General features: G+C 68.2%; 18 protein-coding genes. 13 read left to right on the top strand and 5 right to left on the bottom strand.

Annotated features, from left to right (window positions below; all coding sequences use genetic code 11):
* Positions 1-3: 3 nt before the first annotated feature.
* The 3 genes from nuoL to nuoN are packed head-to-tail and all read left to right on the top strand — an operon-like array spanning position 4 to position 5,032.
* Positions 4-1,890 carry an NADH-quinone oxidoreductase subunit L gene (gene nuoL / locus AC5Y2S_RS17530; RefSeq protein WP_499957296.1) on the top strand — a complete coding sequence of 629 codons (1,887 nt, stop codon included), beginning with the start codon at positions 4-6 and terminating at the stop codon, positions 1,888-1,890.
* Positions 1,887-3,446 carry an NADH-quinone oxidoreductase subunit M gene (locus AC5Y2S_RS17525; protein WP_499901247.1) on the top strand — a complete coding sequence of 520 codons (1,560 nt, stop codon included), beginning with the start codon at positions 1,887-1,889 and terminating at the stop codon, positions 3,444-3,446. Before nuoL ends, AC5Y2S_RS17525 begins: the two co-directional genes overlap by 4 nt.
* Positions 3,443-5,032, top strand: coding sequence for an NADH-quinone oxidoreductase subunit NuoN (nuoN, locus tag AC5Y2S_RS17520; protein ID WP_499957295.1), 1,590 nt, complete (start codon positions 3,443-3,445; stop codon positions 5,030-5,032). Before AC5Y2S_RS17525 ends, nuoN begins: the two co-directional genes overlap by 4 nt.
* A gap of 1 nt (position 5,033) precedes the next feature.
* On the opposite strand, the gene AC5Y2S_RS17515 is transcribed toward nuoN, so the two are convergent.
* Genes AC5Y2S_RS17515 through AC5Y2S_RS17495 form a run of 5 tightly spaced genes read right to left on the bottom strand, consistent with a single transcriptional unit; the run spans position 5,034 to position 9,131 of the window.
* Positions 5,034-5,468: a hypothetical protein gene (locus AC5Y2S_RS17515; protein WP_499957294.1), complete on the bottom strand. Its 435-nt coding sequence runs from the start codon at positions 5,466-5,468 to the stop codon at positions 5,034-5,036.
* Positions 5,465-6,724, bottom strand: coding sequence for a DUF58 domain-containing protein (locus AC5Y2S_RS17510; protein ID WP_499957293.1), 1,260 nt, complete (start codon positions 6,722-6,724; stop codon positions 5,465-5,467). Before AC5Y2S_RS17510 ends, AC5Y2S_RS17515 begins: the two co-directional genes overlap by 4 nt.
* Before the next feature lie 6 nt (positions 6,725-6,730).
* Positions 6,731-7,699: an AAA family ATPase gene (locus AC5Y2S_RS17505; protein ID WP_499957292.1), complete on the bottom strand. Its 969-nt coding sequence runs from the start codon at positions 7,697-7,699 to the stop codon at positions 6,731-6,733.
* Positions 7,696-8,178 (bottom strand): hypothetical protein, encoded by a 483-nt coding sequence (locus tag AC5Y2S_RS17500; protein WP_499957291.1) that lies wholly within the window; start codon positions 8,176-8,178, stop codon positions 7,696-7,698. The genes AC5Y2S_RS17505 and AC5Y2S_RS17500 overlap by 4 nt, the downstream gene beginning before the upstream one ends.
* Positions 8,175-9,131: a DUF4129 domain-containing protein gene (locus AC5Y2S_RS17495; protein WP_499957290.1), complete on the bottom strand. Its 957-nt coding sequence runs from the start codon at positions 9,129-9,131 to the stop codon at positions 8,175-8,177. Before AC5Y2S_RS17495 ends, AC5Y2S_RS17500 begins: the two co-directional genes overlap by 4 nt.
* Positions 9,132-9,674: 543 nt before the next feature.
* Here AC5Y2S_RS17495 and AC5Y2S_RS17490 point away from each other — a divergent pair.
* From AC5Y2S_RS17490 to AC5Y2S_RS17445, 10 genes are read left to right on the top strand one after another with little or no spacing between them, the layout of a single operon-like run.
* Positions 9,675-10,484: an MlaE family ABC transporter permease gene (locus AC5Y2S_RS17490; RefSeq protein ID WP_499901838.1), complete on the top strand. Its 810-nt coding sequence runs from the start codon at positions 9,675-9,677 to the stop codon at positions 10,482-10,484.
* Between the two features lie 8 nt (positions 10,485-10,492).
* Positions 10,493-11,353 carry an MlaE family ABC transporter permease gene (locus tag AC5Y2S_RS17485; RefSeq protein ID WP_499901839.1) on the top strand — a complete coding sequence of 287 codons (861 nt, stop codon included), beginning with the start codon at positions 10,493-10,495 and terminating at the stop codon, positions 11,351-11,353.
* Between the two features lie 3 nt (positions 11,354-11,356).
* Complete coding sequence (locus tag AC5Y2S_RS17480; protein WP_499957289.1) at positions 11,357-12,436, top strand: MlaD family protein; 1,080 nt, start codon at positions 11,357-11,359, stop codon at positions 12,434-12,436.
* Positions 12,433-13,443: an MlaD family protein gene (locus tag AC5Y2S_RS17475; protein WP_499957288.1), complete on the top strand. Its 1,011-nt coding sequence runs from the start codon at positions 12,433-12,435 to the stop codon at positions 13,441-13,443. Before AC5Y2S_RS17480 ends, AC5Y2S_RS17475 begins: the two co-directional genes overlap by 4 nt.
* The gene (locus AC5Y2S_RS17470; protein WP_499957287.1) at positions 13,443-14,465 is read left to right on the top strand and encodes an MlaD family protein; all 1,023 of its coding nucleotides are present in this window, start codon (positions 13,443-13,445) and stop codon (positions 14,463-14,465) included. The genes AC5Y2S_RS17475 and AC5Y2S_RS17470 overlap by 1 nt, the downstream gene beginning before the upstream one ends.
* 1 nt (position 14,466) lies before the next feature.
* Positions 14,467-15,624 (top strand): MlaD family protein, encoded by a 1,158-nt coding sequence (locus AC5Y2S_RS17465; protein ID WP_499957286.1) that lies wholly within the window; start codon positions 14,467-14,469, stop codon positions 15,622-15,624.
* A complete protein-coding gene (locus AC5Y2S_RS17460) occupies positions 15,621-16,670 on the top strand; it encodes an MlaD family protein (RefSeq protein ID WP_499957285.1) in 1,050 nt (349 codons plus the stop codon). The genes AC5Y2S_RS17465 and AC5Y2S_RS17460 overlap by 4 nt, the downstream gene beginning before the upstream one ends.
* Positions 16,667-17,632, top strand: a complete 966-nt coding sequence (locus AC5Y2S_RS17455; RefSeq protein WP_499957284.1) for an MlaD family protein — start codon at positions 16,667-16,669, stop codon at positions 17,630-17,632. The genes AC5Y2S_RS17460 and AC5Y2S_RS17455 overlap by 4 nt, the downstream gene beginning before the upstream one ends.
* A gap of 20 nt (positions 17,633-17,652) precedes the next feature.
* Positions 17,653-18,357 carry a hypothetical protein gene (locus tag AC5Y2S_RS17450; RefSeq protein ID WP_499957283.1) on the top strand — a complete coding sequence of 235 codons (705 nt, stop codon included), beginning with the start codon at positions 17,653-17,655 and terminating at the stop codon, positions 18,355-18,357.
* Between the two features lie 46 nt (positions 18,358-18,403).
* Positions 18,404-19,141: a hypothetical protein gene (locus AC5Y2S_RS17445; protein ID WP_499957420.1), complete on the top strand. Its 738-nt coding sequence runs from the start codon at positions 18,404-18,406 to the stop codon at positions 19,139-19,141.

The raw sequence follows: 19,141 nt of genomic DNA, 5'->3' as shown, positions 1-19,141 counted from the left end.
GAGATGACTGACTACACCTGGCTGCTGGTGGCGCTGCCGTTGGCGGGTGCCGCGATCTTGTTGTTCGGGGGCAGGCTCACCGACGCGTGGGGCCACCTGCTGAGCTGCGCCACCGCGCTGGCGGCGTTCGCGGTGGGCGCGACGCTGCTCGCCGACATGCTCGGCCGCGGCGAGGCCGATCGCACCATCCACCAGAAGCTGTTCACCTGGATTCCGGTCGGGCAACTGCAGGTGGACTTCGGGCTGCAGCTCGACCAGTTGTCGATGTGCTTCGTGCTGCTGATCTCCGGCGTCGGATCGCTGATCCACATCTATTCGGTCGGCTACATGGCCGAAGACCCCGACCGCCGAAGGTTTTTCGGCTACCTCAACCTGTTCCTGGCCTCGATGCTGCTGCTGGTGGTCGCCGACAACTACCTGGTGCTCTACGTCGGCTGGGAGGGCGTCGGCCTGGCCTCCTACCTGCTCATCGGTTTCTGGTACCACAAGCCGTCGGCGGCCACCGCGGCTAAGAAGGCCTTCGTCATGAACCGGGTCGGTGACGCCGGCCTGGCGGTGGGAATGTTCTTGATGTTCGGCACCTTCGGCACGCTGTCGTACGCCGGGGTATTCGCCGGCGCGCCTTCGGCTTCGAGCGGCGCGGTGACCGCGATGGGGTTGCTGTTGCTGCTGGGCGCCTGCGCCAAGTCCGCGCAGGTTCCGCTGCAGGCCTGGCTGGGCGACGCGATGGAGGGCCCGACGCCGGTGTCCGCCCTGATCCACGCCGCCACCATGGTGACCGCCGGGGTGTACCTGATCGTGCGGTCCAACCCGCTCTACAACCTCTCGCCGGGCGCGCAGCTGGGCGTCGTCATCGTCGGCGCCGTCACCCTGCTGTTCGGGGCGTTCATCGGCTGCGCCAAGGACGACATCAAGCGCGCGCTCGCCGCTTCGACGATGAGCCAGATCGGCTACATGGTGCTGGCGGCCGGCCTCGGCCCGGCCGGCTACGCCTTCGCGATCATGCACCTGCTGACCCACGGCTTCTTCAAGGCCGGGCTGTTCCTCGGGTCGGGGTCGATCATCCACGCGATGCACGAGGAACAGGACATGCGCCGCTACGGCGGGCTGCGCAAGGCGCTGCCGGTCACGTTCGCCACGTTCGGGCTGGGGTATCTGGCGATCATCGGCGTGCCGCCGTTCGCGGGCTTCTTCTCCAAGGACAAGATCATCGAGGCGGCGCTGTCGACCGGGGACACCCGGGGCTACGTGCTGGGCGGGGCCGCGCTGCTGGGCGCCGGCGTCACCGCGTTCTACATGACCCGGGTCATGCTGATGACGTTCTTCGGTGAAAAGCGTTGGGCCCCTGGCGCCCATCCGCACGAGGCGCCCGCCGTGATGGCGTGGCCGATGATCCTGCTGGCCGTCGGCTCGGTGTTCTCGGGCTTCCTGTTGTGGTGGGGCGGCGCCCTGCAGCACTGGCTCGAGCCCGTCGTCGGGGTGCACGAAGAGGCGGCGCACGCCCTGCCCGCCTGGGTCACCACCGTCGTCGCGCTGGGCGTCGTCGCCGTCGGTATCGCGGTGGCCTACCGCATGTACGCCGCCGCGCCCATCCCGCGGGTCGCCCCCGTAAGGGTGTCGGCGCTCACGACCGCCGCGCGCGCCGACCTCTACGGCGACGCGTTCAACGAGGAGGTGTTCATGCGCCCCGGCGCGCAGCTGACCGACGCACTGGTCGAAGTCGACAACGCGGGCGTCGACGGCTCGGTCAACGCCCTGGCGGCACTGGTGAGCCGGACGTCAAACGGCCTGCGGCGCTTCCAAACCGGCTTCGCCCGCAACTACGCGTTGTCGATGCTGGCGGGCGCCGTGCTGGTGGCCGCTCTGATCCTGGCGGTGAGGGTGTGGTGAGTAACGTGCCGTGGCTGAGCGTCCTGTGGCTGCTGCCGCTGGCGGGCTCCCTGCTGATCATCCTGCTGCCCCCGGGGCTGCGACAGCTCGCCAAGTGGACCGGCCTGGTCGTCGGCGTGCTGACGCTGGCCGTGGCGATCGTGGTCACCGTCGGCTTCAAGGCCGGCGGCCCCACCTACCAGTTCGTCGAAAGCCACCAGTGGATACCGGCGTTCGGCGCGGGCTACTCCCTCGGCGTCGACGGCATCGCGGTGGTGCTGGTGCTGCTGACCGCGGTGCTGATCCCGGTGCTGCAGGTGGCCGGCTGGAACGACGGCGGCAAAGGCACCCGGGGCGTGCATGCCTACGTCGCGCTGACGCTGGCCATCGAGTCGATGGTGCTGATCTCGGTGGTCGCCCTGGACGTGCTGCTGTTCTACGTGTTCTTCGAGGCCATGCTGGTGCCGATGTACTTCCTGATCGGCGGCTTCGGCCCGGGTCCCGGCAGGTCGCGCGCGGCGGTGAAGTTCTTGCTGTACAACCTGTTCGGCGGGCTGATCATGCTGGCGGCGGTCATCGGGCTGTACGTGGTCACGGCGCAGCACGGCTCGGGCACGTTCGACTTCCGCGACATCGTGGCGGGCGTCGCGTCGGGCCGCTACGGCGCCGACCCGGCGGTGTTCAAGGCGCTGTTCCTGGGCTTCATGTTCGCCTTCGCGATCAAGGCCCCGCTATGGCCGCTGCACCGCTGGCTGCCCGATGCCTGCGTCGAGGCCACCCCGGCGACGGCGGTGCTGATCACGGCCGTGATGGACAAGGTCGGCACCTTCGGCATGCTGCGCTACTGCCTGCAGCTGTTCCCCGACGCCTCAACGTATTTCCGTCCGGCGATCGTGACGCTGGCGATCATCGGCGTGATCTACGGCGCGATCGTGGCGATCGGCCAGGCCGACATGATGCGCCTGATCGCCTACACGTCGATCTCACACTTCGGGTTCATCATCGCCGGCATCTTCGTCATGACCAGCCAGGGGCAGAGCGGGTCGACGCTCTACATGCTCAACCACGGCATCTCCACCGCCGCGGTGTTCCTGATCGCCGGATTCCTGGTGACGCGGCGCGGCAGCCGGGCGATCGCCGACTACGGCGGCGTCCAGAAGGTCGCACCGATCCTGGCCGGCACCTTCCTGGTTTCGGCCATGGCCACCCTGTCGCTGCCCGGGCTGGCGCCATTCGTCAGCGAATTCCTGGTCCTGCTGGGCACTTTCAACCGGTACTGGCTGGCCGGTGCGTTCGGGGTGACCGCCCTGGTGCTCGCGGCCATCTACATGCTGTGGCTCTACCAGCGGGTGATGACGGGCCCGGTGGCCGAGGGCAACGACCGGATCACCGACCTGCGGGCGCGCGAATTGGTCGTCGTGGCACCGTTGCTCGCGCTGCTGTTCGTGCTGGGCGTCTATCCCAAGCCGGTGCTCGACATCATCAATCCCGCCGTCGAGAACACCATGACCACCATCGGCCAGCATGACCCAGCGCCGAGTGTGCCACCCCGGACTGCTGAAGGACCGCACCGATGACCCTGCCCACCCCAAGCGTCGAGTACTTCCTGCTGTGCCCGATGCTCATCGTCTTTTCCGTCGCGGTCGTCGGCATGCTCGTCGAGGCATTCGCACCCAGGCGGATTCGCTACGCCACCCAAATGACGCTGGCCCTGGGCGGCCTGCTCGCGGCGCTTTTCGCGGACATCGAAGTGGCCGAGTCGGTTCCGTCGTCCGGCCGCGCCGCGGTGCTGGGCGCGGTGGCCATCGACCGGCCGACGCTGTACCTGCAGGGCACCGTGCTGCTGGTCGCGGTGCTCGCGGTCATCTTCATCGGCGAACGGGCACAGGCCAAGGCGGAAGCCAAGGTCGCCGTGGGCGCCAAGGCCGTCGGGTCGGGCGGGCTGGATTCCTTTACGCCGCAGGCGTCCGCGGTTCCCGGCAGCGAGCCCGAGCGCGAGGCCGAGCGGGCCGGCGCCGCGCAGACCGAACTCTTCCCGCTGGTGATGCTGTCCGTCGGCGGCATGATGGTGTTCCCCGCCTCCAACGATCTGTTGACAATGTTCGTCGCGCTGGAAGTCCTGTCGCTGCCCCTGTACCTGATGTGCGGCCTGGCCCGTCATCGCCGCCTGCTGTCCCAGGAAGCGTCGATGAAGTACTTCCTGCTGGGCGCGTTCTCCTCGGCGTTCTTCCTCTACGGCGTCGCGCTGCTCTACGGCGCGACGGGCACGCTGCTGCTGCCCGGGATCCGGGATGCCCTTGCCGCCCATGGCGATAGCTCGATGGCGCTGATCGGCGTCGCGCTGCTGTCGGTCGGCCTGCTGTTCAAGGTGGGCGCGGTCCCGTTCCACTCCTGGATCCCCGACGTCTACCAGGGCGCGCCCACCCCGATCACGGGGTTCATGGCGGCGGCCACCAAGGTGGCGGCGTTCGGCGCGCTGCTGCGCGTCGTCTACGTCGCGCTGCCGCCGCTGCACCACGAGTGGCGCCCGGTGCTGTGGGCGATTGCGATCCTGACCATGGCCGTCGGCACCGTCACGGCGGTGAACCAGACCGACGTCAAGCGGATGCTGGCGTATTCCTCGGTCGCGCACGTCGGCTTCATCCTCACCGGCGTGATCGCCGACAACACCGCGGGGCTGTCCGCCACGCTGTTCTATCTGGTCGCCTACAGCTTCAGCACCGTCGGCGCGTTCGCCATCGTGAGCCTGATCCGCAACGCCGACGGCGTCGAAGACGCCAAGATCTCCCACTGGGCCGGGCTCGGGCAGCGCTCCCCCATTGTGGGCGTGATGTTCTCGATGTTCCTGTTGGCCTTCGCCGGCATCCCCCTGACGAGCGGATTCGTCAGCAAGCTGGCGGTGTTCAAGGCCGCCGCCCAGGGCGGCGCGGTGCCCCTGGTCATCATCGGTGTCATCGCCAGCGGTGTCGCCGCGTACTTCTACGTGCGCGTCATCGTGTCGATGTTCTTCACCGAAGCGACCGACGACACCCCGCACGTCGTGACGCCAGGCATCCTGAGCAAGATCGCGATCGCGGTATGCGCCGCGGTAACAATACTTTTGGGGATCTTCCCGCAGCCGCTGCTCGACCTGGCCGATCAGGCCGCCCAGCTGCTGCACTGAGTCAGCTCACGAACGGGCGGGTGGCCAGGACGTAGATCGCCAGGACCCCCAGCGGCGCGGCGAGCGGCAACCACGGCAGCTGCAGCGGGAACGACGTCGCGACCAGGCCGACGCAGGAAAAACCCACCGCCGCAACGACGGTCGGCCAGCTCCACATGACGCCGCCGGACGCCTCGACCGCGTGGCGGCACACCAGGTAGGCGACCGCGCACAGTCCGGACCAGGCGGCGAAGACGAGCGAGGGGTCCGACGCCAGGATCGTGACCGCCGCCAGCAGCACGGCGATCGTCGCCGCCGGCCGGTAAACCACCCCGGCGCCCACCGCGATCAGCGCTGCCGCCCCCGCGGCAACCGCCACGCCGTGCGACCCGGCGGCGGCCAAGCCCACCATCACAACGCCGATGATGGTTGAGACGACCAGGGCGATCCACTTCATGCCCGCAGCCGTCCCCGCACGCGATGGCGGCGGTCGGGCAGGACGGCCATCGACTGATCCAGCGTGCTGTCCCCCCGCCACGCCACGATGTCCACGCCGACGGTCGCCATGTCGCGATACATGGCCGAGCGCTGCAGCGCCCACATCCGATCGATCAGCGGATCCTGCTGGCTCTCGAAGGGCGAGCTGTCGAGGATGTCGACGGCGATCACCACGTGGCCGCGCTTGCGCAGGTCGATCAGCGCCAGCGCGAATTCCGTGTCGAGCAGCGTGGAGAACGCGATGACGATCGAGCCGACGGGGACCGCCGCGCGGGGCGCCAGTGTGCCGGTGGTGTTTTCGAATCGGTCGCCGGCCCCGAGCACGGTGTCGAGCACCCGGTAGAACTGGCGCTGTCCGATGTCGGCACCGAGCCAGCGCGGGCGGTTGCCGCCGAGGGCGACGATCCCGGCGCGGTCGCCGTGCCGCAGGGCGGTCTGCACCACCTGCGCGGCGCCGCGCACCACGCGTTCGGTGGCCTCGGTTGCCGGGCCCGCCGGCTGCCGGTAGGTGTCGATCAGCACCACCACGTCGGCGGCGCGGTCGGTCAATCGCTGCGTCACGTGCAGCTGGCGCCGGCGCGCGCTCACCGGCCAGTTCACCGCCCGCAGCTGGTCGCCGGGCACGTAGGGGCGGATGTCGGCGTACTCGACGCCCGGGCCGATATGCCGGGTCAGGTGGGCGCCCAACCGGTCGAGCAACTCGATCTGCGGGATCGGCGTCGGCTGCGGGGGCGTCAGCGGGAACACGATGACGTCGGCGGCGTCGACGGTGCCCGTCCCCGTCAGCAACCCGCCCCGCGCCAGCACCTCGACGCGCGCCCGGACGGGGTAGCGGCCCCAGCGCTGTGCCGTCACCGCAACGGTTTTCGCGTCGCGGGACTCCGCGTCGAGCGCTTCGAGCCGCATGCCCGCGACGGGCCGCACCGTCAGCTCCACCGCCGAGGCCGCGGTGTCGCCCTCTTCGCTCAGCCACACGCGGACCCGCGCCTGCTCGTTTTCGAAGCATCGCTGCGAATCGGGCTTTCCGTGCACCCGGACCTTCGGCACCGGAGGTTGCCAGCTGACCGAACACAGCACGCCGAGCAGCGGCGCCGCGAAGGCGAGCAGCTGCCAGCGCGCGCCGATCACGGCGGCGGCCAGCGCGACCCCGGCACAGGTCGCCACGGACCGGGCCAACGGCGATGCGCGCCAACGAAACTCGACCTCAGTGCCCATCGGAGATCAGCCCGTCCCGCCGCCCGTACGGGGCACCGGCAACCGCCGCAACAATTCTGCGACGACGTCGGCGCCCTGGATCTTGCGCACCCACATCTCCGGCCGCAGGGTGATGCGATGGGCGACGGCCGCCACGGCGAGGGCCTTGACGTCCTCGGGGATCACGTAGTCGCGGCCGAGCAGCAACGCCCGGGCGCGCGCGAGTTGAACGAGGTCGAGTTCGGCGCGGGGGCTGGCGCCGACCGCGACCTGCGGGTGGTGCCGCGTCGCGGTGGCCAGCGACACCACGTAGTGCAGCACGTCCTCGTGCACGGTCACCTGTTCGACCGATTCGCGCATCGCGAGCAGATCGTGCCCGTCCACCACCTGGTTGACCGTCGGCTCGGCCGACCCGCGTTCGAGGCGGCGGCGCAGCATCGAGGTCTCGTCCCGCTCCGAGAGGTATCGCAGTTCCAGCCGGATCGCGAACCGATCCAGCTGCGCCTCGGGCAACGGATACGTGCCCTCGTACTCGATCGGATTGTCGGTCGCCAGCACGATGAACGGTGTTGGCAGCTTGTGGGTTTCGCCGTCGATGCTGACCTGGCCCTCGGCCATCGCCTCCAGCAGGGCCGCCTGCGTCTTCGGCGGCGTGCGGTTGATCTCGTCGGCAAGCAACAGGTTGGTGAAGATGGGTCCGGACCGGAACGCGAAGTTGCCGGACTGCATGTCGTAGATCGTCGACCCGAGCAGGTCGGCGGGCAGCAGGTCCGGGGTGAACTGGACCCGGGTGAATCGGAGCCCCAGCGCGGCGGCGAAGGATCGCGCGATCAGCGTCTTGCCGAGGCCGGGCAGGTCCTCGATGAGCACGTGGCCGCGCGCGAGGACCGCGGTCAGGATGAGTGTCAGCGCCGAACGCTTCCCCACCACCACACGTTCGATTTCGTCGAGGACCGCGTCGCAGCGTGCGGTGGTGGTGGCGACCGGCAGCGTCATATTTGCTCCAACCTTCGCAGAATCTCTTCGAGCACCCCGCGGCCCGGCCCGGGTTCGCGGTCACCGGTGCGGGTGACGTTGTTGGGATTGACCCATTCCCACAGTTCCGGTCCGAAAAGCATTCGGCCGCTTGCGTGATAGGCGCCTGCGTCCTTGGATTGCTTGTGCCCCGTCGTCATTTCGTAGCGGCGCGCGAGCATGGGGCGCAGGTGCCGGTCCCAGTCCGCCCGCGTGGAGTCCGAGCGCCGGATCGTCGTCTCGGTGGTGGATAGCCAGCGGCGCAACGAGTCCCCCAGCTCGTCGTAGTCCGGCTCGGCCGCGGGTTCGTTGCCGCGCCCCACGTAGCGACGAACGGTGAGCAACACCAGGGCCAGGGCCACGCCCGAGGCGGCCAGCAGGAACCGGCGCCCGTGCAGTGTCAACGCCAGCAGCTCTATCCCCACGACGAGGCAAACACCCAGCACGATAAGCCTTTTCACACGGGGCTCCGCAACTCCGCCAGCACGAGCCGCAGGACGTTGACCGCCACCTCGCGATGCCCCTCGTTCATCACGTGCGGGGAGAAACGCGCCTCTTCGAACAGGTTGACCAGGCGCTCGGCGTTATCGGCGTGCAGCGCATGGTGTTCGACGGCCCGCACCAGCACCTCGGTCGGCGTATCGAAGTCCTGGGGGGCGGCCCCGGGCACCCGGGCGAGTTCGCGTTCCATGGCGGCGTAGCAGGCGATGATCGCCTCCCGGGGTTCGCGGTTGAGGTCGCCGATCTCGGCGAGTCCGACTTCGGCCGCGCGGGCCAGCGATTCCGAACGCGGCTCGGGGGCCGGCGGCGCGAGGCGGTCGGCGGCCGCGACGACCGGGCCGGCGGCGCGCCACCGCCGGCGCGCCATGAGCAACGACCCGGCGACGATCACCAGCATCATCGGGATCGTGCCGGCGAGCAGGACGCCGAACATGTCCCCCGAACCGTGGCCCGGATGCCGCTGGGTCGCCGAGCCGCTGTTCTGCCCCGGCGGCCGCGCGGCGGGGACTCCGGTGGGGGCCGAGGGGTTGGCGTCGTGCGGCATCAGGTGGTGAACCAGCAGGGTCACGATCAGCAGCCAGGCCACGATGAGCACGAGCCCGATCAGCAGCACGCGCCAGCTCGGCCGGCCCTTGCCGGTGCCGAGCAGGTCGGACAGATCCGCCTGCTTGGGTGCCGCGGCCCGCGGATCCCGCAGGCGGGCGATGACCGCGATCGTCAGCAGCGCGAGCGTCCCGCTCAGCGCCGCGATGACGAAAAGCAGAGCCGCCCGGCCGCCGCCCGGCTCGGCACGCGCCGCATGGCCCTGGGCCGGGAAGTACCCGCGGAGGGCGGCGGCGACGAGGATCAAGAGGACGATCAGGGCAACCACGCGCCCCGTCGGCTTGTCGATACCGGGCTTCATAACGGGCATGGGCACCACCCGACCGGTTGCGTACGGCGTTGCGGCTCTGTCTTGGTTCATACTGGCACGTCAGGAGGCCATCCCGCCAGGAACGACGCCCGCGCCCGGGCGCGGCGCCGGTCCCGCGCCGGTCCGCAGTTGCGGCTCTATCCACAGGCCAGGAGCGCCGCTGCCCGCGGTGCGGAGTTCTACGGATTGTGGCGTATGTCACACTCAACTGCTTCTGGGTAGAACACCCGTACTCGATGCCACTATTGAACGCACGTCGACCAAGCTCCCAATCTTTGATTGGCTGAGAATCCGTGGCAGCGATTAAGGAGGGACCCGCCGTTGACCGCTGTATACAACGCGACAGCGGCTGAACCACCGGGTGGGACCGCAGGCGGACCAGTCGCCTGCGTCGACGCCGACGCGGGCACCATCACGAACGGCGCGGACGTCACGAGTCCCGTCGTCGCCAGTCCCGTCGTCGCTGGTCCCGTCTCGGCGCCCACCGAGCCCGACGAGCGCCACGCCGCCGCCGAGGCGCCCACCCGCGGCCGAACCGCCGCGGTGCTGGGCAAGCCGTTTCGGTACAGCGCCAGGCAGCTCGATTCCTCGTTGCAGACGCTGGGCCGCTTCTTCGAGCTGGCCGCCCAGTCCTTCAGGTACCTGATCACCGATTTGATCAAGTTGCGCCACCCCTGGCGGGACACCGTCAACCAGGCCTGGTTCATCATCAGCGTCACGGCGATACCCGCGCTGCTGGTGTCCATCCCGTTCGGGGTCATCGTCGCGGTGCAGGTGGGCAACTTCATCCAGCAGGTTGGCGCATCGTCGGTCTCGGGCGCGGCCGGCGGCCTCGGGGTGATCCGGCAGGGAGCGCCGGTCGTGGCCGCGCTGCTGCTGGGCGGCGCGGCCGGTTCGGCGGTGGCGACCGATCTCGGCGCACGCACCATCCGCGAAGAGGTCGACGCGCTGCGCGTGATGGGCATCAACCCCGTGCAGCGGCTGGTCACCCCCCGGCTGGCCGCGATCGTGATCGTGGCGCCGGTGCTGTGCTCCTTCATCATCTTTATGGGGCTGGCGGCCGGCTACGCGATCAACGTGGGCTTCCAGTCCGGCACCCCGGGTAGCTACATCGCGTCCTTCGCGTCGTTCGCCAGCGTCAACGACGTCGTGGTCGCCGTCCTGAAGACCTGGCTCTTCGGCGTGGTGGTGATCCTGGTGGCCTGCCAGCGCGGCCTGGAGGCCAAAGGCGGCGCACGCGGCGTGGCGGACGCGGTCAACGCCTCCGTCGTCATCGGCATCGTCGCGGTGTTCGTGCTCAACCTGCTGATCACCCAGGGACTGTCGATGTCCATGCCGCTGAGGGTGGGCTGATGGCCCGGATGTCGGTGCCGGCACGTTACGTACCCACGCCGCTGCGGGCGTCGCGATGGGTCGCCGAGCGGGGCGACTCGCTGATCCAGCGCCTCGGCCACCAGGTCACCTTCGGCTCGCAGGTGCTCGGCGCGATTCCGCACACGCTGAAGCGCTACCGGCACCAGACCGGAGTGCTGCTGGTCGACATGATCTGGGGGAACGGCTCGCTCATCGTCGGCGGCGGCACCATCGGCGTGCTGGTGTTCATGGGCGCGGCGGTCGGCGGTTCGGTGGGGATCGAGGGATACGGGGCCCTCGACATGGTCGGGATGGGCCCGCTGACCGGGTTCGTCTCCGCCTATGCGAACACCCGCGAGATGGCGCCGATGATCGCGGGGATCGGCTTCGCGGCCCAGGCCGGGTGCCGGATGACCGCCGAGATCGGTGCCATGCGGATCTCGGAGGAGATCGACGCGCTGGAAGCCCTTGCCATTCAGTCGATCCCGTTCGTGGTCACGACCCGGGTGATCGCCGGGATGATCACCATCGTTCCGCTGTACGTGGTGACGCTCGCGTTGAGCTACGTGTCGTGCGCGACGGTGGTCAACGTGCTGCACGGGCAGTCGTCGGGCACCTACTACCACTATTTCGACTCGTTCATCCAGCCGTCCGACGTGGTGTTCTCGGTGCTCAAGGCCGCGATTTTCGTGACGCTGATCATCGCGATCCACTGCTATCAGGGCTATTACGCCAGCGGCGGTCCCGAAGGCGTCGGGCGGGCCTCGGGGCGGGCCATCCGGGCCAGCATCGTGACCGTGGTCGCCGCCGACATGGTGCTGACGCTGTTGTTCTGGGGCAACAACCCCGGCATCCGGATATCGGGGTAGCCCATGGGAGTATCTCCAGACCACGGAGCGCGCGCACCGAGTGCGCGCTCGTTGCGGATCCGGGGCGTGATCGCCGCGGCGGTGCTGGGCATCGCGTGCACACTTCTGTATCAGCTGGGCAACGGCGGCTACACCGACACGTTCCGGCTGACCGTGGTGGCCGATTCGATCGGCGAGGGTCTGACGCCGGGCGCGGAGGTGAAGTTCCGCGGCCTGACGATCGGATCGGTGAAAACGCTGCAATCGGTCGGATACAACAGGCAGAAGATTACGGTGGAGCTGGAGCCGCGACAGGCGCGGGCCCTCGCGTCGGACACCACCGCCAACTTCATGTCGTCCAACACCTTTGGGCTCGCGGCCGTCGAACTGGTCAGCAGCGGCACCGGCCCCCGGTTGAGGCCGAACCAGACGCTGTTGATCGGCGCCAACGCTCGGTCGGCGTCCATCACCGGACTGCTGCGCCAGGGCCAGAAGCTCGGCCGGCTCGCGGATTCGCCCGATGTCGACCGCATCATCGAGGTGGTGCGCCGGCACGCCGACCTGACCGAGCCGGTGACCCGGTCCTACTTCGATCTGGTCAAGATGCTCGTCGATTCCCAGAAAGTGCCGTTCTCCCATTCGCTTTCGGTGTTCGCCTCGGTGGTCAACGGGGCCAGTGACTCCATCCCGCTGATCGGGCTGGCGTATGACCTGCTGAACGGGATGGAATTCCTGGCCCATCCCGACGGGGTCGAACGGATGAATGTCATCCTGGACCAGACCGCGAAGCTGCTCTTCACCAGCGACCAGATGTTCGCGCGGAACGTCCCGTGGCTGGCCCCCTTCATGGGCTCGGTGATGAACGTCTTGCTGCCGATCTCGTACCTACAGGGCAGCATGGCGCCGGTCTACGACCGGCTCTCGGGCCTGCTGGACCGCACCAGCGCGGCGTTTCCCATCGTCGACGGCAAGGTGCGCATGCAGATCGAGGTGACGCTGGACGCGATGCCGGGGCTGGCCGCGGCCCTGCCGTCCCAGCCAGCCCAGCCGGCCCTGCCGTCCCAGCCGTCCCCGCCGCCCGCGCCGCAGGCGGGTAGCCGATGAGGAACGTCACGAAATCGGTTGTGTGGCTGACCATTTTCACCGCGGTCGCGGTGGTGTGCACGCTGATAGTGCTGACCGCCCTGCGCAGCCCGGTCACCGGGGCGCTCTCCCGTTACACCGCCGCGTTCTCCGATGTGTCGGGGCTCTACGTCGGTGACGACGTTCGCATCTCCGGCGTGCAGGTCGGCAAGGTGCAAACCATCCGGCTCGACGGGCGCACCGCCAAGGTGGATTTCACCGCGCAAGACGACCACCCGGTGTTCGCCAACACCGTCGCCGCGGTGCGCTACCAAACCCTGCTCGGCCAGCGCTACGTGGAGCTCGTCCAGCCGGCCAAGCCGGACCGGCGGTTGCGGCCCGGGGACACCATTGGCCTGGGGCAGACGATTCCGTCGTTCGATGTGGCGAAGCTGTTCAACGGGTTTCGGCCGATATTCCAAACCCTCGACCCCGCCCAGTTCAACCTGCTGGGCGAGAACCTACTTCGGCTGATTCAGGGCGACGAAAACGGCATCGGCCCGTTCCTGCACGACCTGGACGTCATTTCCAAGCTGGCGGTGAAGCGCCAGGCGGTCATCGCCGTCGTGCTGCGCAACCTCAGTGCGATCTCGGCGGACCTGGGCGGCAAGTCACAACAGCTGTTTCACCTCATCGCCACGCTCACCGATGTGGTGACGAAGTTCGGCTCCAAAGCCGAGGAGTTCCGCGAGGCGATGGAAACCGGACTGCCCGTCCTGCGCGACACCACCCACATCCTGCAATACAACGAGCGCATTTTTGACGGGACGACGGTCCCGCTCTACGACTTGTTCAACCGGATGTGGCCGCAGAGCGCGACGATCATCGCGGGCATGTCGCTGGCCCCGTCGTTGATCCAGGGCATGCGGGACTGGCTGGCCGACGACCAGCCCGCCGCACCGACGTTCTCCTGCTCGCGCGGCGAAGTCACCCTGCCGGGGATCGGGCAGGTGTCCTTCGCGCAACAGAACCTGGTGGTGTGCCGGTAATGGCGTTCGGCGACAAGCTGTTCGGACGACAGCGCGCCGTGCTCGATGAGCATGCGGCCGCCGGCCGCAATCGCCGGCACGGCATCGTCGGCGTCGTCGTCATCGTGTCGGCATTGGCCGCCACCGCGATGGCCTACCTGAATCCGACCGGTCAGACCGGCTACACCGCGCACCTGCCCAACTCCGGCGGCGTGCGCGCCGGCGACCAGGTTCGCATCGCCGGCATCCCGGTCGGGAAGGTCACCGGCGTCCGGCTCGACGGCGCGGTCGTCGAGATGAAATTCGACGTCGAGCGCTCGGTGGTGGTCGGTTCGGAATCCACCCTGGACGTCAAGCTGCTGACCCCGCTCGGCGGCCACTATGTGGCGCTCGACCCGAAGGGCCCGCTACCGCTGGGCCGCAACGTGATCCCGCCGCAACGCGTGGGGTTGCCCTTCGAGGTCAACGACATAATCCAGGCGGCGACGCCGCTGATCAAGGAAGTCGACGGCCAAGTCATCCACGACACCTTCACCGAGGTGGCCAACGCGGCGAACAGATACCCCGACGCGGTGCGCGACCTGCTGCGGTCGGCCAACGCGTTGACGGCTTCGTTGAGCAAGTCCACCACCGATTTCCATCGCGGGCTGGACTTCGCCAACAACGGCCTGCGGGCCACGGTCGCGCAACGTAAGCTGCTCATCACGCTGTTCGAGCAGCTCGACATCCTCGGCAGGTCGTACACCTCGAGGTCGGTCGACATCGTCGAGTTCTTCAGCCTGCTGAGCGAATTGGCCCGCATCATGGACCGCATAGTCGCGTTTTACGGCAGGGAGGTCGAGCCGATCGTCGACGGACTCGACGACATCACCACCACGCTGGCCGTCCATCCCGAGCGCTGGGGCCAGGCGCTCGACGGCCTGGGGCAGACCCTGGGCATCGTGGGGCCGATGCTCAGCGGGAACGGCGTCGTCTTCGACAAGCACAACCGGCTGGTTCCCGGGCAGGATCTGTGCCTGCCCAACATCATGAGGAACTGTTGACATGGCCAGGATGTCGGCGCCCGGCTCGCGGCTGCGTTCCCCGGCGGGCATCGCCACGGTGCTGGCCGTCGTCGCGGCCGTCGCGGCGGCCGTCGTCATCGGCGCCAAGCTCGTCATGCCCAAACCCACCAGGGCGATGTGCGCCGAATTCACCGACGCGGTAGGGCTTTACCCCGGCAACAAGGTGGCCCTGCTGGGCATCGAGGTCGGCTCGACGACCGCGATCGTCAACAAGCCCGACCACGTCGAGGTGGACTTCACCGTGCCCCCCGACCTCGACCTGCCCGCGGACGTCGGCGCGGTCACCTACTCGCAATCGATTGTCACCGACCGGCATATCGAGCTGACCAAGCCCTACACGTCGGGCCCGAAATTCACCGGGCCGGGATGCATCAAGCTGAGGTCGACCAGGACGCCGATCAGCGTCAGCGAAACCTTCTCCGCGATAGGCAAACTCGCCGACACGATCATGGGGCCCCAACCTGGCCAGGACCTGTCTCGCGCGCCCGGCGTTCAGGCCATCAACGACAGCGTGCGCGCGTTCAGCCGTTCCCTCGACGGCACCGGCCCCGCCCTCAACGAGACGCTGGGCAATTTGGTCACCATGCTCGCCGACCCCTACAAGGCCGACGCCGACTACCGGCAGCTGTTCGAGAACACCGAGATCCTCAGCTCCGAGTTTCTCAGGAACTGGAACAGCTTCGCCTCGGTGATCCAGACGCTGCCGGCCACCACCCAGCTGATCGAGGGCCTGTCGGACAACTTCGGTGCGGCCCTGAGCCATATGTCGCACCTGCTGCCCATCTTGGTCGAGGCGCTGAACCGGTGGGGGCCACGGCTCTACCAAAAACTGGACAAGGGCATCACCTGGCTGCGGGACATGCTGAACCGCCACACCCCAGCCATCCTCGCGATGATCAACTCGTGGCCGCAGTTCAGCCACTGGATCAGCGACATCTACGAACCGGCGTGGGGAACCCACAACGTCACCTATATCCCACCGCAAGTGGCGATTTCGCCGACGCAAGCCGGCGCCATCTGCGAGGGGCTGCGGCAGCGCAACGTCCCCGGCGCCGCGGCGGCGTGCGCGTCGGGCACCGCGTCGGATCCGGTCACCCTCGGCCTCACCAATCTCATCCTGGGGGCCGCGCTGTCATGACCCGACGACCGATGCGCGTACTGCCGGCCTTGCTGGCGATCGTTTTCGCGGCGGCGTGTTCGCTGGATCCGACCCGGCTGCCGGTCCCGGGCGCCTATAGCCCGCACGACGTCTACCGCATCAAGATCCAGTTCTCCAGCGTGCTCAACCTGCCCGCCCGGGCCAAGGTGGACTCCGGCGGGGTGCAGATCGGCGTGCTCGACCACGTCCAGCTCGACGGCACGATGGCGGTCGCATACGTCGATATCGCCGGGGGCAGCAGGCTTCCCGACAATACCCGCGCCGAGCTGCGCCAGGCCACCCCCCTCGGCGACGTCTACATCGCGCTGGTGCCGCCGGAGGGCCGAACCGGGGATCTGTCGGGTGCGCTGTTGCACGACGGCGACATCATCCCGTTGCGCAACACCGCGCCGGCCGACAACGTCGAAGACCTCCTGCGGTCGGTGTCGAACCTGGTGGCCGGCGGGGCAATCGGCACGTTGCAGAGCACCGTGGTCAACCTCAACAAGGCGTTCCCCAAGGACCCCGGCGAACTGACCCGGACGCAGCAGACCGTCGCCGGCGTGCTCAACGACCTGGCGGCCAACCAGGACACCATCGACGGCATCCTGTCCAGCATGGAGAACATCACCGCCAACGTGGCGGCCAACACCGGGGTGTTCAACCGGCTGGTCACCGAGGGCCCGCCGAAACTCGAAGGGCTATCGGCGATCACGGTGGCCATCCTCAACGTCGTCGGGGACTCCCGAGACATCGGCACCCTCGGCGGGCAAGTCATCGAACCGATCGTCGGCGACATCATGCAGATCATGTCCTACCTCACGCCGATGGTCGGAACCATCGCCACCGCCGACACCACCATTCCGGTGCTCGCCGACAAGCTGATCGCGTTCCTGCACTACAAGCTCCTCGGGTGGTTCCGCAACGGAGGCCCGAAATACATTGTCTCCGAACTACATCCCCCGACCGGGCGTGAGGGCGTGGATCCCGCCGACAAGGCCGACGCGGCCGTGAAGGCGATGCAGAGCATGGGGATGCTGCCATGAAGTTCAACGCCCGCGCGACGTTGATCATCCTGGCGGTGATGACGCTGCTGGGCGCGGCCTACATGTCGATCGGCGTACTCGACATCAGCCCGACCAAACAGGTCACCCGACTCACCCTGATGCTCAACACTTCCGGCGGCCTGATGCCCACCTCCGAGGTGACGATGCGCGGTATCAAGGTCGGCCGGGTGACCGGCATCCAGACCACGACGACCGGGCTGGCGGTCTCGATCGATCTCGACCGCGCGCACCCGGTGCCCGCCGACAGCGCGATCAGCGTGGAGAACCTCTCCGCGGCCGGCGAGCAGTACATCGACTTCAAACCGAAACTGATCGCGCCGCCTTACTTCGCCGACGGCGCGGTGATCCCCGCGGCCCGGGTCGCGCCGATGGTTACCGGCGCCGACTTGCTCACCAAGGCCAACGCCTTGGTCTCGGCGCTCAACCTCGACCAGGTGCACACGATCATCGTCAACGCCTCCGCGGCGCTCGGCGGCAACGACGACACCGTCGACTCGCTGGCCACCACCGCCGGGTTGACCGCCAAAGTGATCCGGGACGACAAGCAATTGATGGCCACCCTGTTCAACAACGTCTCCACCATGACCACCAACCTGGGCGACATCAACGCCGGCGAAGTGATCAGTGAGACGGGCAAATTGCTGCCGCGCTCGGTGCCGGCGTTCCTGAAGATGATCCACGAGATCGAGACGCTTTCGCATAGTGGCGTGGGGGTGGTCGGTCCGGACGATCCGGCCGGGATCCTGGTGGCCAAGATCAGCCAGTACCTCGACATGCTGGCCGGCCCGCTCAGCACCTTCACCACCGTCCTGCAACCCGCGCTCGCCCCGCTACACGACGTCAAGGTGGACGCCGGGCACTGGCTCGACTTCTGGGAATCGACCTTCAACGACACCGGCGGCATGCGGGTTCAACTCAACGTCCCCGAATGGCATCAATGATCAAGAAAGAAAGAACCGACGTGACCAACTCAACTGTCAGCGAAGACGAAAAAGTGGACGACACCGAGGGCGAGGCGGTGGCCCCCGAGGAGACCGCACGCCCGTCGCTAACGGCGCGGCTGCGGTCCATGGGCCGGAAGCAATGGGGCGCAGCCGTTCTCGTCGCGGCGGTGCTCGCCGCCGGGGTGTTCGGGTTCGTCAAATACCACCAGGTGACGGGCCAGCTCGCGCAGCTACGCCAACAGCAGGCCGATCGTGACGCCGTGGCGCAGCTGGCCAAGGAGTATGCGCTGAAGTCGCTGACCTACAGCTTCGAAGAACCAGACGCCTTCTTCCGCTCGGTCGAAGACGGTGTGTCGCAACAACTTAAGGACAAGTACGTCAACGCCAGTGACCTGCTGAAAAGCATCATGCTGCAGGCGCAGGTCACGTCCACCGGCGAGGTGCTGGCCACCGACCCCATGCCTCAGCCCGGCGGGGTCTATCAGGTGGTGGTGTCGGCCCATCAAACGACGCGCAATCTGCAAAACCCGACGCCGAAGGTGTCGATCATCCTGCTGCAGGTCACGGTGAACAAGGTGGGCAATGCGTGGCAGGTCTCCGATATAGGCCCCAAGACCGGCTCCCGCCCGCCGATCGAGGAGCAGCTGCCACCGGCCGGGCCCCCTCCCCCCGCGGCTCCGGCTCCGGCTCCGGCTCCCGTCAAGCCGGCACCGAGACGCTAGGCGCGCACCCGTGCAGCGGCTGCCAGTGCTGATCGCCGTCGCGGCGATGGCCACCGCGGGTGCCGTCGGGCCCGTCGCGTCCGCCGACACGTCGTTGCCGCCGTGCCCGCAGACGGCCGCGCTGATCAGCCCGACGGCCACGTCGCCGCATACCGACTGCCGAATGCATTCCGGCGCTTTGGATTTCGCGGTCACCTACTGGAGCTCGCCCGAGCTGACCGGGCCCGCGGCGGTGAAGATCGTCGTGACCGACCCGTCGGGCGAGGTGGTGCAAACGATCGATGAGCTACTGGAACCGTCGAGCCCGGGCGGAGTCGGGTTGCAGGATGTCGACGGCGACGGCCGCGACGAGCTGATCATCCCGATCGCCCGGCACCCGTTCAACGGCAGCCCGAACACCCGGTTCACGGTGTGGCGCGCGCCGGGCGACCGCAACCATTTCGAACGCACCCAGATGGTCGGACAGGCCCTCTATCCCAGCGGCGACGGCTATCTGGTGACCAACGGTGGGGCGCTGGACAGCCGAGACCTGACCTTCTATCTGCCGACGGGAGCCGGCTACACGCTGGTGGTGGTGCTGACCATCGAAGCCGAGCAGGTGGACCCGGACACCCACCGGGTTATGACCGTCATCTGCCGCGCCCACCAGGAAGACGGCCTCCATGCGGTCGACATGAGCCTGCGCCAGGCCGAGGAAGCCTTCTGCGCATCACCGGCCGCCAAAGCCATCTGGCCGGACGCCGAGCGCCTTGACATCAGGCGCTGGCGCCGAGGGCAGCAATAG

Source organism: Mycobacterium sp. NGS69, assembly GCF_059812165.1.
Note: the sequence above shows the minus strand (reverse complement) of the source record. Positions and strands in the feature narration are given on the sequence as shown.

Bases quoted from the DNA above. Each gene is read 5' to 3' on its own strand.
- AC5Y2S_RS17515 (WP_499957294.1), bottom strand. From the start codon at position 5,468: ATGAAGTGGATCGCCCTGGTCGTCTCAACCATCATCGGCGTTGTGATG.
- AC5Y2S_RS17480 (WP_499957289.1), top strand. From the start codon at position 11,357: ATGGGAGTATCTCCAGACCACGGAGCGCGCGCACCGAGTGCGCGCTCG.
- nuoN (WP_499957295.1), top strand. From the start codon at position 3,443: ATGACCCTGCCCACCCCAAGCGTCGAGTACTTCCTGCTGTGCCCGATG.
- AC5Y2S_RS17455 (WP_499957284.1), top strand. From the start codon at position 16,667: ATGAAGTTCAACGCCCGCGCGACGTTGATCATCCTGGCGGTGATGACG.
- AC5Y2S_RS17505 (WP_499957292.1), bottom strand. From the start codon at position 7,699: ATGACGCTGCCGGTCGCCACCACCACCGCACGCTGCGACGCGGTCCTC.
- AC5Y2S_RS17485 (WP_499901839.1), top strand. From the start codon at position 10,493: ATGTCGGTGCCGGCACGTTACGTACCCACGCCGCTGCGGGCGTCGCGA.
- AC5Y2S_RS17510 (WP_499957293.1), bottom strand. From the start codon at position 6,724: ATGGGCACTGAGGTCGAGTTTCGTTGGCGCGCATCGCCGTTGGCCCGG.
- nuoL (WP_499957296.1), top strand. From the start codon at position 4: ATGACTGACTACACCTGGCTGCTGGTGGCGCTGCCGTTGGCGGGTGCC.
- AC5Y2S_RS17475 (WP_499957288.1), top strand. From the start codon at position 12,433: ATGAGGAACGTCACGAAATCGGTTGTGTGGCTGACCATTTTCACCGCG.
- AC5Y2S_RS17445 (WP_499957420.1), top strand. From the start codon at position 18,404: ATGGCCACCGCGGGTGCCGTCGGGCCCGTCGCGTCCGCCGACACGTCG.
- AC5Y2S_RS17465 (WP_499957286.1), top strand. From the start codon at position 14,467: ATGGCCAGGATGTCGGCGCCCGGCTCGCGGCTGCGTTCCCCGGCGGGC.
- AC5Y2S_RS17460 (WP_499957285.1), top strand. From the start codon at position 15,621: ATGACCCGACGACCGATGCGCGTACTGCCGGCCTTGCTGGCGATCGTT.
- AC5Y2S_RS17495 (WP_499957290.1), bottom strand. From the start codon at position 9,131: ATGCCCGTTATGAAGCCCGGTATCGACAAGCCGACGGGGCGCGTGGTT.
- AC5Y2S_RS17470 (WP_499957287.1), top strand. From the start codon at position 13,443: ATGGCGTTCGGCGACAAGCTGTTCGGACGACAGCGCGCCGTGCTCGAT.